This is a genomic window from Pseudomonas sp. RV120224-01b, from assembly GCF_003208145.1.
Classification (GTDB): Bacteria; Pseudomonadota; Gammaproteobacteria; order Pseudomonadales; family Pseudomonadaceae; genus Aquipseudomonas; species Aquipseudomonas monteilii.
Genome location: NZ_QKMQ01000002.1, coordinates 63,877 through 77,862, shown reverse-complemented (window position 1 = coordinate 77,862; position 13,986 = coordinate 63,877). Strand labels below are relative to the sequence as shown.

The window sequence follows — 13,986 nt, the reverse complement described above, 5'->3', positions numbered from 1 at the left end:
TATTTACTACACAGGGTTGTACACGGCTTGCTGGCAATTTGGCAAATGGCTGTCGCGAATCGTGCGCCTGATGTCGGTGGATTCACACGGCGAAGGGCGCTGGCCCGGGGGAGGGGCCGGGCGCATAGTCACTGTTCGACAACAACAAGGCAGAGGCGGCCATGACCAAGACCCTGCACCACCGTGCCTGTCACCTGTGCGAAGCGATCTGCGGGCTGAACATCGAAGTCAGCCACGAAGACGATGGGCGGGCGCTGATTAGCTCGATCAAAGGCGACCCCGAGGACCCGTTCAGCCGCGGCCATGTCTGCCCCAAGGCCGTGGCCCTGCAAGACATCCAGAACGACCCCGACCGCCTGCGCCAGCCGCACAAGCGGGTGGGGGAGCGCTGGGAGGCCATTGGCTGGGACGAGGCCTTTGCCCTGGCCGCCGACAAGCTGTGGGCGATCCAGCAGGCGCACGGGCGCAATGCCGTGGCGGTTTACCAGGGTAACCCGAGCGTGCACAACTATGGCCTGATGACCCACAGCAACTACTTCCTTGGCCTGCTCAAGACGCGCAACCGTTTCTCGGCCACTTCGGTGGACCAGTTGCCACAACATCTGGTCAGCCACCTCATGTATGGCCATGGCCTGCTGCTGCCGATCCCGGATATCGACCAGACCGGCTTCATGCTGATTCTCGGTGGCAATCCGCTGGCCTCCAACGGCAGCATCATGACCGTGCCCGATGTAGAGAAGCGCCTGAAGGCCTTGCGCGCGCGGGGAGGGCGTCTGGTAGTGGTAGACCCGCGGCGCAGCGAGACGGCGGCCATGGCCGATACCCATCTGTTCATTCGCCCGGGTGGCGATGCGGCCTTTTTGTGCGGCTTTCTCAACACCCTGTTCGAAGAGGGCCTGGCGCAGGGTTCGCACTTGCCGGTCAACGGCCTGCAACAAGTGCGCGAAGCACTCGCGCCGCTCAGTGCCGAGGCCATGAGCGTGCATTGTGGTATTGCCGCGTCGGATATCCGCCAGCTGGCACGGGATTTCGCCGCTGCAGGCAAGGCCGTGTGTTATGGGCGCATGGGTGTCTCTACCCAAGCCTTCGGTACCCTCTGCCATTGGCTGGTGCAACTGATCAACCTGGTGACCGGCAACCTCGATCGTGAAGGTGGCGCGTTGTGCACGGAGCCTGCCGTCGATCTGGTGGCGACCACCTCGGGTGGCCATTTCAACGCCTGGCAAAGCCGGGTATCGGGCTTGCCCGAGTACGGTGGCGAGTTGCCCGTGGCGGCCCTTGCCGAAGAGATGTTGACACCAGGCGAAGGGCAGGTCCGCGCGCTGGTGACAGTGGCCGGCAACCCCGTGCTATCCACCCCTAACGGTCGCCAGCTGGATGCAGCGCTGGAGGGGCTTGAGTTCATGCTCAGCATCGACCTCTACATCAACGAAACCACCCGGCATGCCGACCTGATCCTGCCTTCCACCAGCGCGCTGGAAAACGACCACTACGACAGCACCTTCAATTTGCTGGCCGTGCGCAACGTCACCCGCTTCAATCGGGCGATCCTGGCCAAGCCGGAAGGGGCGCTGCACGACTGGGAAATCTTCGTCGGCCTGGCGCGGGCATTCGCCAGGCGCGCCGAGCTTGAATTGAAACCAACCGTGGCGCCCGCGCAGATGATCGACCTGGCCTTGCGCAAAGGGCGCTATGGCGACGCAACACCGTGGCGGTTATCCCTGGCAACACTGGATGAGCACCCGCACGGGCTTGATCTAGGGCCTTTACGCAGGAACCTCGCGGCACGCCTGGCGACGGTCAGCAAGGCTGTTGACGCTGCACCTCAGGTATTGCTGGACGACCTGAGTCGCCTCGCACAACTGGCGCCCCCTGCACCGGGTGAACTGCTGCTGATCGGCCGCCGCCATGTGCGCAGCAACAATTCATGGATGCACAACTTCCATCGCCTGGTGAAAGGCAAGCCACGCCATCAGTTGTTGATGCACCCGCAAGACCTGCTGCAGCGGCAGCTGCAGGACGGCCAGCGGGTGCGTATCCGTTCGCGTACGGGTGATCTGGAAATCGAGGTGCAGGCCTGCGAAGACATGATGCCGGGGGTGGTCAGCCTGCCCCACGGCTTCGGCCATGGCCGCCAGGGCGTACACATGCAGATCGCCCAGACACAACCCGGCGTGAGTGCCAATGACCTGACCGACGAGCGCTTTCGGGACGCGGTTTCCGGCAACGCTGCACTCAATGGCGTGCCCGTGCAGGTAGAGGCCGCATGAGCAATGGTAAGGCCGAGCACGCCGCTCGGCTTTCCGTTACAATGCGTCACCGTGCCGACGACCGCGTCGGAAAGTTCAGCTGAGGTGCTAGATGGATATCATCGATACGATCAAAGAGCAGATTGCCAACAACACCATTCTGCTTTACATGAAAGGCTCGCCGAATGCCCCGCAGTGCGGGTTCTCGGCCAAGGCATCGCAGGCTGTGATGGGTTGTGGCGAGAAGTTCGCCTACGTCGACATCCTGCAGAACCCGGAAATCCGCGCCAACCTGCCAAAGTACGCCAACTGGCCGACCTTCCCACAGCTGTGGGTAGCCGGTGAGCTGGTTGGCGGCAGCGACATCATGCTGGAAATGTTCGAGAAGGGTGAGTTGCAAACCCTGATCAAGGAAGCGGCTGCCAAGGCCAAGGCTTCCGAAGCCTGATTTTCCGGCAAGCATAAAAAAACCCGCGGATCGCGGGTTTTTTTATGCGGTGAAGAATTACTCTTCGCCCATCTGCGACTGCAGGTAATTCTCGATAGTGATCTTGTCGATCAGACCCAGTTGGGTTTCCAGCCAGTCGATGTGCTCTTCCTCGGACTCGAGAATATCTTCAAGCATGTCACGCGAGCCGAAGTCGCCAGCCGTTTCGCAATGCGCAATGGCCGCCTTCAGGTCTACCAGGGCTTTCTTCTCGAGCTTCAGATCACACTCGAGCATTTCCTTGGTGTGCTCGCCGATCATCAGCTTGCCCAGGTCCTGAACGTTCGGGATGCCTTCAAGGAAGAGAATACGCTTGATCAGTTTGTCAGCGTCTTTCATCGCGTGGATGGATTCCTTGTACTCGAGCTTGCCGAGTTTGTTCAGGCCCCAATCTTCGTACATGCGTGCGTGCAGGAAGTACTGGTTGATCGCGACCAGCTCGTTTCCGAGGATCTTGTTGAGATGCTGGATGACGCTTACGTCGCCTTTCATTGCGGGTTCCTGCCCTGTAGAAGTGTGCCAATACAGTGAAGTTTGAGCCCGATACTTAGGAGTGTCAAACCTAAGTTATTGAATAATAAGTGAAAATTAATAGGAATAAGAATGTTTGTGAACCGCGTTGCGGCGCTAACTTATTGAATTACAGGCATAAAAAAACCGGACACAGGGTCCGGTTCTTTGAATTCTGGGGTTTCAGGCTGCGGTAAATTCTACGGGGTAGGGCAGGGCTGCCTGGCTGACCTGAAGCTCGGTCAGGGTCTCACGGACCACCTGCTTGGCCAGGCAGGCGCATTTGCCACACTGGCTTGCGACATTGGTCGCGGCTCGCACTTCCTTGTAACTGCAGCATCCTTCATAGATCGCATCGCGGATCTGTCCGTCGGTAACGCCGACACAAAGACACACATACATAAGGGCTGACCATCGCGGGTTGAGTCGATGGGTTGGAGCTTAATGTTAATGAGAATGCTTGTCAAAGGACTTTCTGGAAGGGCCGTGCTTGAGCGACCGGCGGTTGCCTGCCTGATGGATTCGGCCTGTCATCAGAAGCCGTGTATGATGGTCGGCCTTTGTTGGATGTCGGGCAAGCCCGTCTGGCCCGGCAAACGGTTTTTCACCCTCATCAGGAGATTACAATGAGCGTACTCGTTGGTAAGAAAGCCCCCGATTTCACCGTTCCGGCCGTGCTGGGCAATGGCGAGATCGTCGACAGCTTCAACCTGGCTTCGGCCATCAAGGGCAAGTACGGCCTGGTGTTCTTCTACCCGCTGGACTTCACCTTCGTCTGCCCGTCCGAGCTGATCGCCCTGGACAACCGCATCCCGGACTTCCAGGCCCGTAACGTAGAAGTGATCGGCGTGTCGATCGACTCGCACTTCACCCACAACGCCTGGCGTAATACCCCGGTCAACAACGGCGGCATCGGCCAGGTGAAGTACACCCTGGCTGCCGACATGACCCACGAAATCTGCAAAGCCTACGACGTCGAGTCCGAAGGCGGCGTGGCTTTCCGTGGCGCCTTCCTGATCGACACCAACGGTGTTGTCCGTTCGCAGATCATCAACGACCTGCCACTGGGCCGTAACATGGACGAGCTGCTGCGCCTGGTTGACGCCCTGCAGTTCCACGAAGAGCACGGCGAAGTTTGCCCTGCCAACTGGAAAAAAGGCGACAAAGGCATGAACGCTTCGCCAGAAGGCGTTGCTGCCTACCTGAGCGAGAACGCCGGCAAGCTGTAATTGCTGCGTGCATGAAAAAACCGGCCCTGGTGGCCGGTTTTTTTGTGCCTGGCTTCTGGGGCGCGAAGCGCCCCTCGCATCAACTCAATCGTTGAAGTCGCGCCAGCCGCCCATTTCTTTCCAGCGGTTGACGATGCCGCAGAACAGCTCTGCCGTCTTCTCGGTGTCGTATCGCGCCGAGTGCGCTTCACGCCCGTCGAAGTCGATGTCCGCACTTTGGCAGGCGCGCGCCAGTACGGTCTGGCCATACGCCAGGCCCGCCAACGTAGCGGTGTCAAAGCTGGAGAACGGGTGGAACGGGTTACGCTTCAGGTCGTTGCGCGCTACCGCTGCATTCAGGAAGCCCAGGTCGAAGCTGCTGTTATGGCCGACCAGGATCGCCCGCTTGCAGCCATTGGCCTTGAGCGCCTTGCGCACGCCACGGAAGATGTCGGTCAGCGCGCTTTCCTCGCTGACGGCCATGCGCAGCGGGTGGTCCAGCTTGATACCGGTGAACTCCAACGCCGCGGCTTCGATATTGGCACCCTCGAACGGCTCCACCCGGTGGAAGTAGGTGTGCTCGGGGAACAGGAAGCCTTTCTCGTCCATGCCGATGGTGACGGCGGCAATTTCCAGCAGGGCATCGGTGGCGCTGTTGAAACCACCGGTTTCCACATCCACCACGACCGGCAGGTAGCCACGGAAGCGCTCGGCCATCGGGTGGCGCGAACCGCTGCTGCCCTGGGAGTCCAGGTCGTCTTCGTAGAGGTCTTCGCTCACGCGTTGTCCTCCAGCAGGCGCCAGCGCAGTTTTTCACCAGCGCGCAGCGGGATTACCGTCTGCTCGCCAAACGGCAGGCTGTCCGGGGCGGTCCATTCTTCGCGGACCAGGGTAATGGTGTCGGTGTTTGCCGGCAGGCCATAGAAAGCCGGGCCGTGCAGGCTGGCAAAGCCTTCCAGCTTGTCCAGTGCGTTACGTTGTTCGAACGCTTCGGCGTACATTTCGATGGCCGCATAGGCGGTGTAGCAACCGGCGCAACCGCAGGCGGCTTCCTTGGCGTGGCGGGCGTGAGGTGCCGAATCTGTGCCGAGGAAGAACTTCGGGTTGCCGCTGGTGGCCGCATCCAGCAGCGCCACCTGGTGGGTGTTGCGCTTGAGGATCGGCAGGCAGTAGAAGTGCGGGCGAATGCCGCCGACCAGCATGTGGTTGCGGTTGTACAGCAGGTGCTGGGCGGTGATGGTCGCGCCAACGTTGGCCGGGGCCTCGGTGACGAACTGCGCGGCATCGCCGGTGGTGATGTGTTCGAACACCACTTTCAACGTAGGGAAGCGCTCGACCAGACGGCGCATGTGCTCGTCGATGAAGCGCTTCTCGCGGTCGAACACGTCGATTTCGCTACGGGTCACTTCGCCATGCACCAGCAGGGGCATGCCAACTTCCGCCAGTGCCTCGATGGCCGGGAAGATGTTGTCGATGCTGGTCACGCCCGAGTCGGAGTTGGTGGTGGCGCCGGCCGGGTACAGTTTGGCAGCGTACACGATGCCGCTGGCCTTGGCCGCGCGGACGTCCTCGGGGCTGGTACGGTCGGTGAGGTACAGCACCATCAGCGGCTCGAAGCGGCTACCGGCCGGGCGCGCGGCAAGGATGCGCTCACGGTAGGCGCCAGCCTCGGCGGCATTGCGCACCGGTGGAACCAGGTTTGGCATGATGATGGCACGGGCGAAGGTACGCGCCACGTCGCCAACGGTGTGGGGCAGGACGGCACCATCGCGCAGATGGATGTGCCAGTCGTCGGGGCGCAGGAGGGTCAGGCGATCGGACATTGGGGATTCCAGGCGGGTCGAACTCAAGCCCCAATGCTACCGGAAAACCCTGGGTCGAGCACGGCTATCAAGTTTTCCGGCCAGCGTCCGATAGCCTGCAGGTAAGCCGTCAGAATTTGTGGAGCCGCCCGTGCGCCAGCGTTACCTAGCCCTGTTGACCCTGTTCGCCAGCCTGCCGGCCGGTGCACTGACTTTCCAGACGCGCATGGAGAACATTGCCTGGAAGGTCGAGGGTGACCAGTTCGAGTGCCGCCTGATCCAGCCGATCGAAGGTTTCGGCAGTGGTGAGTTCGTGCGCCGCGCGGGTGAGCAGCCGGTGTTCCAGTTGCGCTCGGACAGCAACGTACTGGGTGCAGGCACCGCCAGCCTGCTGGCGGCGGCGGCCCCATGGCAACCCGGGCGCGGCGACATCAACCTGGGCAATGTCCGCATGGCCCGTACCGGTGTGCTGTTCAGCTCGTCCCAAGGCCAGGCCAGCCGCCTGATCAATGGCCTGCTCGACGGGCGCAGCACGGTGGTGCGCAACTATGCCGGTGAGGCGGGCAGGCCGATGGAGGTGCGGGTGTTGCCGGTCAGCTTTGCCAAGGCTTACAGCGACTATCAGGCCTGCGCGGGCAAGCTGCTTGCGATGAACTACGACCAGGTGCGTCAGACCCAGGTGGGCTTCCCGGGGGGCGGCATTGAACTGGATGAAGCCGCCAAGGCGCGTCTGGACCTGATCCTTGACTACATGAAAGCCGACCCGACGGTTAACCACATCGAGCTCGACGGCCATTCGGACAATAGCGGCAACCGCCTGACCAACCGCGACCTGTCGCGCCGTCGGGCATTGTCGGTGGCTGATTACTTCAAGGCCCATGGCTTGAAGGAAGAGCAGATCATCGTGCGCTTCCATGGTGAGCAGTACCCGGTGGCGAAAAACAACAGCCCTGCCAACCGGGCGCGCAACCGGCGAGTGAATATCGAACTGGATCGGGTTACGGTGGTTGAGAAGCCGGTGGAGAAACCTGCCGAAAAAGCCCCTGAGCCAACGGCTCCTGCGCCAGCGGTCAAGTAACCCGCATTCTTTTCGTACGGCCTCCTCAAACGTTGAGAGCCTGCGCAATCCCTGTGGGAGCGGGCAAGCCCACGAAGCAGGCGACGCGGTAGATGGCACCGGCTGCGCCGGTGTTCGCGGGCATGCCCGCTCCCACAGGTTCGGCGTCGTACTCGGCGGCGCCGTCGCGCTTGCGAAAGTTCCTGTCGCTTTGTCGTCAGAAGCTGTCGCCCCACTGTAATTTTATCTGCAAGGCCGTTAGAATCGATCCCTTTCCGTACAACCCCGTGGAGTGATGGCATGGCGGACGTAAAAAAGGTCGTACTGGCGTATTCCGGCGGCCTTGATACTTCGGTGATTCTCAAGTGGCTGCAGGATACCTACAACTGCGAAGTGGTGACCTTCACCGCTGACCTGGGTCAGGGCGAAGAGGTCGAGCCGGCCCGTGCCAAGGCTCAGGCAATGGGCGTTAAAGAGATCTACATCGACGACCTGCGCGAAGAGTTCGTGCGTGATTTCGTGTTCCCGATGTTCCGCGCCAACACCGTCTACGAAGGCGAGTACCTGCTGGGTACTTCCATCGCCCGTCCGCTGATCGCCAAGCGCCTGATCGAAATCGCCAACGAAACCGGTGCTGACGCCATTTCCCACGGCGCCACCGGTAAAGGCAACGACCAGGTTCGTTTCGAGCTGGGTGCCTATGCCCTCAAGCCTGGCGTCAAGGTCATCGCCCCGTGGCGTGAGTGGGACCTGCTGTCCCGCGAGAAGCTGATGGACTACGCCGAAAAGCACGGCATCCCGATCGAGCGCCACGGCAAGAAGAAGTCGCCGTACTCGATGGACGCCAACCTGCTGCACATCTCCTACGAAGGCGGTGTCCTGGAAGATACCTGGACCGAGCACGAAGAAGACATGTGGCGCTGGAGCGTCTCGCCTGAGAACGCCCCGGACCAGGCGACCTACATCGAGCTGACCTACCGCAACGGCGACATCGTTGCCATTGACGGCGTCGAGAAAACCCCGGCCACCGTCCTGGCCGACCTGAACCGTATCGGTGGTGCCAACGGCATCGGCCGCCTCGACATCGTGGAAAACCGTTACGTCGGCATGAAGTCGCGTGGTTGCTACGAGACCCCTGGCGGCACCATCATGCTCAAGGCGCACCGTGCCATCGAGTCGATCACCCTGGACCGCGAAGTCGCTCACCTGAAAGATGAGCTGATGCCGAAGTACGCCAGCCTGATCTACACCGGCTACTGGTGGAGCCCTGAGCGTCTGATGCTGCAGCAGATGATCGACGCTTCCCAGGTCAACGTGAACGGTGTCGTGCGCCTGAAGCTGTACAAGGGCAACGTTACCGTGGTTGGCCGCAAGTCGGACGATTCGCTGTTCGATGCCAACATCGCGACCTTCGAGGAAGATGGCGGCGCCTACAACCAGGCCGATGCCGCAGGCTTCATCAAGTTGAACGCACTGCGCATGCGCATTGCCGCCAACAAGGGCCGTTCGATGCTCTGATTGCGCGCTTGTGCAATGAAAACCCCGGCTTAAGCCGGGGTTTTTTTTGCGTGCAGAAAAGTCAGGCATTCAACTGTGTTGGCTCACAACATCGCCCTCAAGTGCACTGATCGACAGCTGCGCACACTGACGTTTTTCCAGGTTGCAAAAGCGCCATATTCGGGGCGGCACGGGCGGTTGGGCAAGTGCATGCAGGAGTTGTTGTTCCATCATGCGATAGGCGTCGGGGCCGGAAAACATGAACGTGACAGGCTCGCCTTGCGCCGCCTCAGGAGCATCACTGATGACACTGTTCACAGCTGGGGTTTTGTCGAGTGCCATCTTGTTTGGTGGCGGGCTGTAGAACGACTTGTAATTGAAGTTGAGCGTGAGAAAAAACAGTGCCGTCAGAAAGAACGGAAAGCCTACCAGGAACCAGGTGTAGAGCTTTTGGCTGGACTCGCTGAGAAAAGGCAGTGTGGCAAGGGCGGAGGCTTCGATAATCCCCGCGAAGATGGCAATGATCGTCAGCGGGGCAACAGGTTGTGCTTGGGTCATGTGGGCCATCTCCAGCGGTTTTGCCCATCATTACCTTACTGCGGTACTCAACTAAAGACTGGATTGTTTTCCAGGTGAGGAATAATCGACATAAATCCACTCGGCTTTGTTTTTTCAGCGCGTTTGAGTTGGACGTTTCGCCAGCAGATGTTCAGTTTTCAACTGGTGCGTTTTTGCAGGCGGGTGATACCGTTGTTTTGGTGCTAAGGAACGCGTTTGTTACAACCTTGGTCATGAAGTGTAGGAAATTTCTGTAAGTGTTGTAAGTTTTGTCTGTCCATGAGTTTCGTCAGTAAATCGCCGCGCCAGCAAGCGTCCTGTCGGTTATCGTGGCGTGCCAAAGCAAAACAATGAATGAATGGATATCGCATGAATAAAGTGCTTATCGTGGATGATCATCCGGTCATACGCCTGGCCGTACGCATGCTGATGGAGCGGCATGGGTATGACGTCGTGGCGGAGACCGACAATGGGGTGGCGGCGCTGCAGCTTACTCGGCAGCACCTGCCGGATATCGTGGTGCTGGATATCGGGATACCGAAGCTGGATGGCCTGGAGGTGATCGCCCGCATGACGACGTTCAGCCCGGCTAGCAAGGTCCTGGTGCTGACATCGCAGGCCCCCGGCAACTTCTCGATGCGTTGCATGCAGGCGGGCGCTGCAGGATACGTGTGCAAGCAGCAGGAACTTACCGAGTTGTTAAGCGCCATCAAGGCAGTGTTGTCGGGTTACAGCTACTTCCCCAACCAGGCGTTGCATGCGTCACGTGGCAGGGGGGCGGGAAGCGAGGTGGACATGGTCAATCGCCTCTCCGCGCGTGAAATGACGGTGCTGCAACAACTGGCGCGAGGGCGTTCGAACAAGGAGATTGCCGACAGCATGTACCTCAGCAACAAGACGGTCAGTACCTACAAGTCGCGGCTGCTGCTCAAGCTCAATGCACGGTCGCTGGTCGACCTGATCGAGTTGGCGCAGCGGCAAGGACTGAACTGACTGCCAAGCCTTGAAGCCTCCAGTCAGGAGGCTTTGCCAAGGCTACAGGTCTTGCTTTACAGGTCGTAGTCGAAATCGGCCAGCTGCTTTTGCAGGCGCCGTTCTTCCAGCATGTTATCGATGGTGCGGCGTTTGCTCAGGTTGGTCTTTGCGGTTTCCACCTGGGGCTCCGCGTCATCGTCTGCGGCAACAAAATCATCTTCGATCGACAGGTCGTCTTTATCGGTACTCATGAGTCGCTCCAAGCCAAGGGGCCATTGGCCGTCCTTATAACCAGAAAGCAGGCGCCGGTAAAAAAGATTTTTTCAATCGTGGTGAGGGGTTTCCAGCTATCGCCTCAATCGTCGGAGGTTTTGTGCTTGTACTCGCACAAATCTTCGATCCTGCAACTGCCGCACCTTGGCTTGCGCGCCTGGCACACGTAGCGCCCGTGCAGGATCAGCCAGTGGTGGGCATCGAGCAGGTAATCTTTTGGCACGAACTTGACCAGTTTCTTTTCCACTTCCAGCACCGTTTTGCCAGGCGCAATACCCGTGCGGTTGCTCACCCGGAAGATGTGGGTGTCCACCGCCATGGTCGGTTGGCGGAACGCTGTGTTGAGCACCACGTTGGCGGTCTTGCGGCCCACACCGGGCAGTGCCTCCAAGGCTTCGCGGGTTTGTGGCACCTCGCTGCCGTGCCGTTCGATCAGCAGCCGGCAGGCCTCTATGACATTCTTGGCCTTGCTGTTGTATAGCCCGATGGTCTTGATGTATTCGCTAAGGCCTTCAACGCCCAAGGCATAGATGGCCTCGGGCGTATTGGCGACGGGGAACAGGCGGGCAGTGGCCTTGTTGACGCCGACGTCGGTGGATTGCGCGGACAGTGTCACGGCGACCAGCAGTTCGAACGGGGTGGTGTAGGCCAGTTCTGTCTTCGGGTCTGGGTTGTCTTCGTGCAGCCTGCGAAAAATCTCCAGGCGTTTGGCGGCATTCATGAAATCAGAGCTTTCCTTGACGACGTGGGTGGGCAGGGCCCGGACGCAAGCGATTGTACAAGGCCAGCAGCAGTCCGAGCAGTAGCAGGGCGCCCGGGGCCAGGCTGGCCACGTGCAGGTCGGCAACGTTGGCCAGCCATTGGCGGCTGGCGCCGAGCACCAGGCAGAGGGCAAATACCGCACAGAAATACCCGGCGAGCATGCGCCAGCGGCCTTGATCGGGCAGCAGATGATCGCAGGCCAGGCACTGCAGGCACAGCAGGGCGGGATAATGGCCCAAGGCAAGTGCCAAAGGCAGCGACCCTGCGCGCAGGGCCATTTGCAGGCAACTGGCCAAGGCTGCCAGCATCAGCAGGCTGGCTGGCACATAGGCCCAGCTGGCCAGGCGCTGGCGCAGCGGTGTCAGCAAAAGCTGATGCAGGCTGCCCATCACTACTGCGCACAGGCCAATGGCGACGCCCTCATGCAGCGTTCGGGTCGCACCCAGCAGGGGCGTCAGGCTTACGGCCAGCAGGCAGAACCTATTCATGTGCTGCACCCTCCAGCAGTACGCTGCGCTGCTCATCGAAATAGCTCAGCGCCTCTTGCAGCGCGGTGATCACCGCCCGTGAAGTCACGGTTGCGCCGGCCAGTTGGTCAAAGTCACCCTGGTCCCGCTTCAGCGCCCAATGGTCGCCCTGATGGCGGTTGTCGAACTGCCCCAGCCAGTGCAACTGCGGGTCGCCCAGGCGTGCGCCCAGACCGGGGCTTTCCTGTTGCTCTATGACCTGGCTGCCGATCAGGCGGCCATCTGTGGCGATGGCCACGCTCAGTACGATGGGTCCGGCATAACCTTGGGTTTGAGTGACCAGGACGATCGCGCTTGGTTTGCCCTCCATCGTGGCACGGTAAGCCGCCAGGATGCGGCTGTTGGGCCGCTGCGCCTCGGGCTTCGCGAGCGGGCTGTCCAACGGTTGGTTGTCGTAGCTGCCCTCTGGCAGCACGGCCAGCCGTTGACGGCTTTGCAATTGCTTCTCGGCACCGGTGATGGCTGGGCCGGTCAAGTGCCGCCATGCCAGCGTGGCAGACACTGCCAATACCCCAATCAGCACCAGCAGGCTCACATCATGCGTCAGGCGTTTCATCGGGCGGCCTGTTGGGGCTGTGCCGCAAGGCGTTCAAGCGTTGGTGCCATGAGGTTCATCAGCAGGACGGCGAACGCGGTGCCATCAGGGTAGCTGCCCCAGGTGCGAATCAGGTAGATGAGTAGCCCGGCACCCAGGCCGAAGTACAGCCTGGCCCGTTCGTTCCTGGGCCCCGACACCGGCTCGGTGGCAATGAAAAAGGCTGCCAGCATGGTCGAGCCGGAGAACAGGTGCAGCAAGGGCGAGCCGTTGGAGTCCGACCCAGAGCCGTTCCAGCCCAGCAGGCTGAACACGAACAGCCCTGTCAGCAGGCCCAGTGGTGCATGCCAGCTGATCACCTTGCGCTGCAACAGGAACAGGCCGCCGAGCAGGAATGCCAGGTTGACCCATTCGCTGCCGCGCCCGCCGATGTTGCCGAAGCCAGGATGGCTGGCAAACAGCTCCTCGATGGTCAGGCTGCGGTTGTGGCGCAGGCCGTCGAGCAACGTCGGCCGGGCCCAGGCGTCGATCTGTTCGCCCCCGGTGAATACCTGCTGCAAACTGTCGAACAGGCCTGGGGGTTGCCCTGGCCAATGGTTCATCTGCAACGGGAAGCTCAGCAGCACGAAGGCATAACCGACCATGGCCGGGTTGAACGGGTTGCGTCCGACGCCGCCAAAGGCCTGTTTGCCGAAACCGATGGCAACGCTTGCCGCGACCACCGGCAACCACCACGGGGCCAGGGTGGGCAGGGCGGCCGCCAGCAGCACGGCGGTTACCAGTGCGCTGCCGTCGCCTAGCGCTGTGCTCAGCGGTTGGCCGCGCAACGCCAGCAGCACAGCTTCGCACAGCAATGCGGCGGTGGCACTTAGCAACAGGTTCAGCAGCATGCCCCAGCCATGCAACCACAACAACGCCAGCAGGCCAGGCAAACAGGCCAGCAGGACCAGGCCCATACTGGTGCGCAGTCGCGGATCGGGCTGGCTGATCATTGTCCGAACATACCGTTAAAGCCAGAAAATGCCATGGCCATCACCCCGGCGCCGATCAATTCGAGCGGCAGGCCGCGCAGTGCGCCGGGGATATCGGCATGGTCACTGCGCTGGCGCAAATCGGCGAACAACACCAGTGCCAGCCAGAAGCCGCCGCCCGCCAGTAAACCTTGCAGCAGCGTCGAGGCCCAGGTGCTGCCATCGCCTGCCTGCTGCAGGGCAAGCCCCAGCACTGTGGCATTGCTCGACAGCAGCGCTGGCAACCCGACTACGGGCCAGGCCGGGCGCCACTTGGCCAGCAGCCAGGGCAAGCCCCAGGCGAGCAGTGCCAGCCAGGGCAATAACAGGAACAGGGCAAGGTCGGGGATGTGCAGCGGGGCAAGTACCCCCCGCATCAGCAATTGTGCGCCGATCGTGCCCAAGGCAATGCAAAGGGCGCAGGCCAGACCATGCACATGCAGGTTCAGCCGGGGGATTGGCTGCTGCTGCAGGCACAGGTGATTGACCAGCGCGGCGCTGATCACGACCAGAAGGTAATCGCTCATGAGATGACG

Annotated in this window: 17 protein-coding genes; 6 read left to right on the top strand and 11 right to left on the bottom strand. The window is 60.9% G+C overall.

Annotation, left to right across the window (positions count from 1 at the left end; translation table 11 throughout):
- Nucleotides 1–161: 161 nt before the first annotated feature.
- Together N436_RS03590 and grxD are read left to right on the top strand one after the other, a co-directional pair.
- A complete protein-coding gene (locus tag N436_RS03590; protein ID WP_105945841.1) occupies nt 162–2,270 on the top strand; it encodes a molybdopterin oxidoreductase family protein in 2,109 nt (702 codons plus the stop codon).
- 91 nt (nt 2,271–2,361) lie between these two features.
- The gene (gene grxD, locus N436_RS03585) at nt 2,362–2,697 is read left to right on the top strand and encodes a Grx4 family monothiol glutaredoxin (RefSeq protein ID WP_016713741.1); all 336 of its coding nucleotides are present in this window, start codon (nt 2,362–2,364) and stop codon (nt 2,695–2,697) included.
- Nucleotides 2,698–2,754: 57 nt separating this feature from the next.
- On the opposite strand, the gene bfr is transcribed toward grxD, so the two are convergent.
- Nucleotides 2,755–3,228: a bacterioferritin gene (gene bfr, locus N436_RS03580; protein ID WP_060497889.1), complete on the bottom strand. Its 474-nt coding sequence runs from the start codon at nt 3,226–3,228 to the stop codon at nt 2,755–2,757.
- Nucleotides 3,229–3,429: 201 nt separating this feature from the next.
- On the bottom strand, nt 3,430–3,648 hold the full coding sequence (locus N436_RS03575) for a bacterioferritin-associated ferredoxin (RefSeq protein WP_045185737.1): 219 nt from the start codon (nt 3,646–3,648) through the stop codon (nt 3,430–3,432).
- A gap of 224 nt (nt 3,649–3,872) precedes the next feature.
- Between N436_RS03575 and N436_RS03565 the strand changes: the two genes are divergently transcribed.
- Nucleotides 3,873–4,475, top strand: a complete 603-nt coding sequence (locus N436_RS03565; RefSeq protein ID WP_012273884.1) for a peroxiredoxin — start codon at nt 3,873–3,875, stop codon at nt 4,473–4,475.
- A gap of 84 nt (nt 4,476–4,559) precedes the next feature.
- Here the strand turns inward: N436_RS03565 and rnt are convergent, their stop codons facing one another.
- Both rnt and pyrC read right to left on the bottom strand, forming a co-directional pair.
- The gene (rnt, locus tag N436_RS03560; RefSeq protein WP_225917480.1) at nt 4,560–5,171 is read right to left on the bottom strand and encodes a ribonuclease T; all 612 of its coding nucleotides are present in this window, start codon (nt 5,169–5,171) and stop codon (nt 4,560–4,562) included.
- 59 nt (nt 5,172–5,230) lie between these two features.
- Entirely contained in the window at nt 5,231–6,277 is a 1,047-nt protein-coding gene (pyrC, locus tag N436_RS03555; RefSeq protein ID WP_016713746.1) for a dihydroorotase, read from the bottom strand.
- 130 nt (nt 6,278–6,407) lie between these two features.
- Here pyrC and N436_RS03550 point away from each other — a divergent pair, with 130 nt between their 5' ends.
- Together N436_RS03550 and N436_RS03540 are read left to right on the top strand one after the other, a co-directional pair.
- Complete coding sequence (locus N436_RS03550) at nt 6,408–7,334, top strand: OmpA family protein (RefSeq protein WP_110740444.1); 927 nt, start codon at nt 6,408–6,410, stop codon at nt 7,332–7,334.
- Nucleotides 7,335–7,613: 279 nt separating this feature from the next.
- Entirely contained in the window at nt 7,614–8,831 is a 1,218-nt protein-coding gene (locus N436_RS03540; RefSeq protein WP_016713748.1) for an argininosuccinate synthase, read from the top strand.
- A 69-nt stretch (nt 8,832–8,900) separates the two neighbouring features.
- Here N436_RS03540 and N436_RS03535 read toward each other — a convergent pair whose 3' ends face one another.
- Nucleotides 8,901–9,368 (bottom strand): hypothetical protein, encoded by a 468-nt coding sequence (locus N436_RS03535; RefSeq protein ID WP_105945846.1) that lies wholly within the window; start codon nt 9,366–9,368, stop codon nt 8,901–8,903.
- A 369-nt stretch (nt 9,369–9,737) separates the two neighbouring features.
- On the opposite strand from N436_RS03535, the gene N436_RS03530 reads away from it, so the two are divergent.
- The gene (locus N436_RS03530) at nt 9,738–10,361 is read left to right on the top strand and encodes a response regulator transcription factor (protein WP_019096559.1); all 624 of its coding nucleotides are present in this window, start codon (nt 9,738–9,740) and stop codon (nt 10,359–10,361) included.
- A gap of 56 nt (nt 10,362–10,417) precedes the next feature.
- Here N436_RS03530 and N436_RS28525 read toward each other — a convergent pair whose 3' ends face one another.
- The 6 genes from N436_RS28525 to N436_RS03505 all read right to left on the bottom strand — a co-directional run bounded on the left by N436_RS28525 (nt 10,418) and on the right by N436_RS03505 (nt 13,977).
- Entirely contained in the window at nt 10,418–10,594 is a 177-nt protein-coding gene (locus N436_RS28525; RefSeq protein WP_012273877.1) for a PA3496 family putative envelope integrity protein, read from the bottom strand.
- Between the two features lie 104 nt (nt 10,595–10,698).
- The gene (nth, locus tag N436_RS03525; RefSeq protein ID WP_105945847.1) at nt 10,699–11,337 is read right to left on the bottom strand and encodes an endonuclease III; all 639 of its coding nucleotides are present in this window, start codon (nt 11,335–11,337) and stop codon (nt 10,699–10,701) included.
- A 4-nt stretch (nt 11,338–11,341) separates the two neighbouring features.
- Nucleotides 11,342–11,866, bottom strand: coding sequence for an Rnf-Nqr domain containing protein (locus tag N436_RS03520; RefSeq protein WP_105945848.1), 525 nt, complete (start codon nt 11,864–11,866; stop codon nt 11,342–11,344).
- Nucleotides 11,859–12,461 (bottom strand): RnfABCDGE type electron transport complex subunit G, encoded by a 603-nt coding sequence (locus N436_RS03515; protein WP_105945849.1) that lies wholly within the window; start codon nt 12,459–12,461, stop codon nt 11,859–11,861. Before N436_RS03515 ends, N436_RS03520 begins: the two co-directional genes overlap by 8 nt.
- On the bottom strand, nt 12,458–13,432 hold the full coding sequence (locus N436_RS03510) for an RnfABCDGE type electron transport complex subunit D (protein WP_105945850.1): 975 nt from the start codon (nt 13,430–13,432) through the stop codon (nt 12,458–12,460). Before N436_RS03510 ends, N436_RS03515 begins: the two co-directional genes overlap by 4 nt.
- On the bottom strand, nt 13,429–13,977 hold the full coding sequence (locus N436_RS03505; protein WP_110740442.1) for an Rnf-Nqr domain containing protein: 549 nt from the start codon (nt 13,975–13,977) through the stop codon (nt 13,429–13,431). Before N436_RS03505 ends, N436_RS03510 begins: the two co-directional genes overlap by 4 nt.
- Nucleotides 13,978–13,986 lie beyond the last annotated feature (9 nt).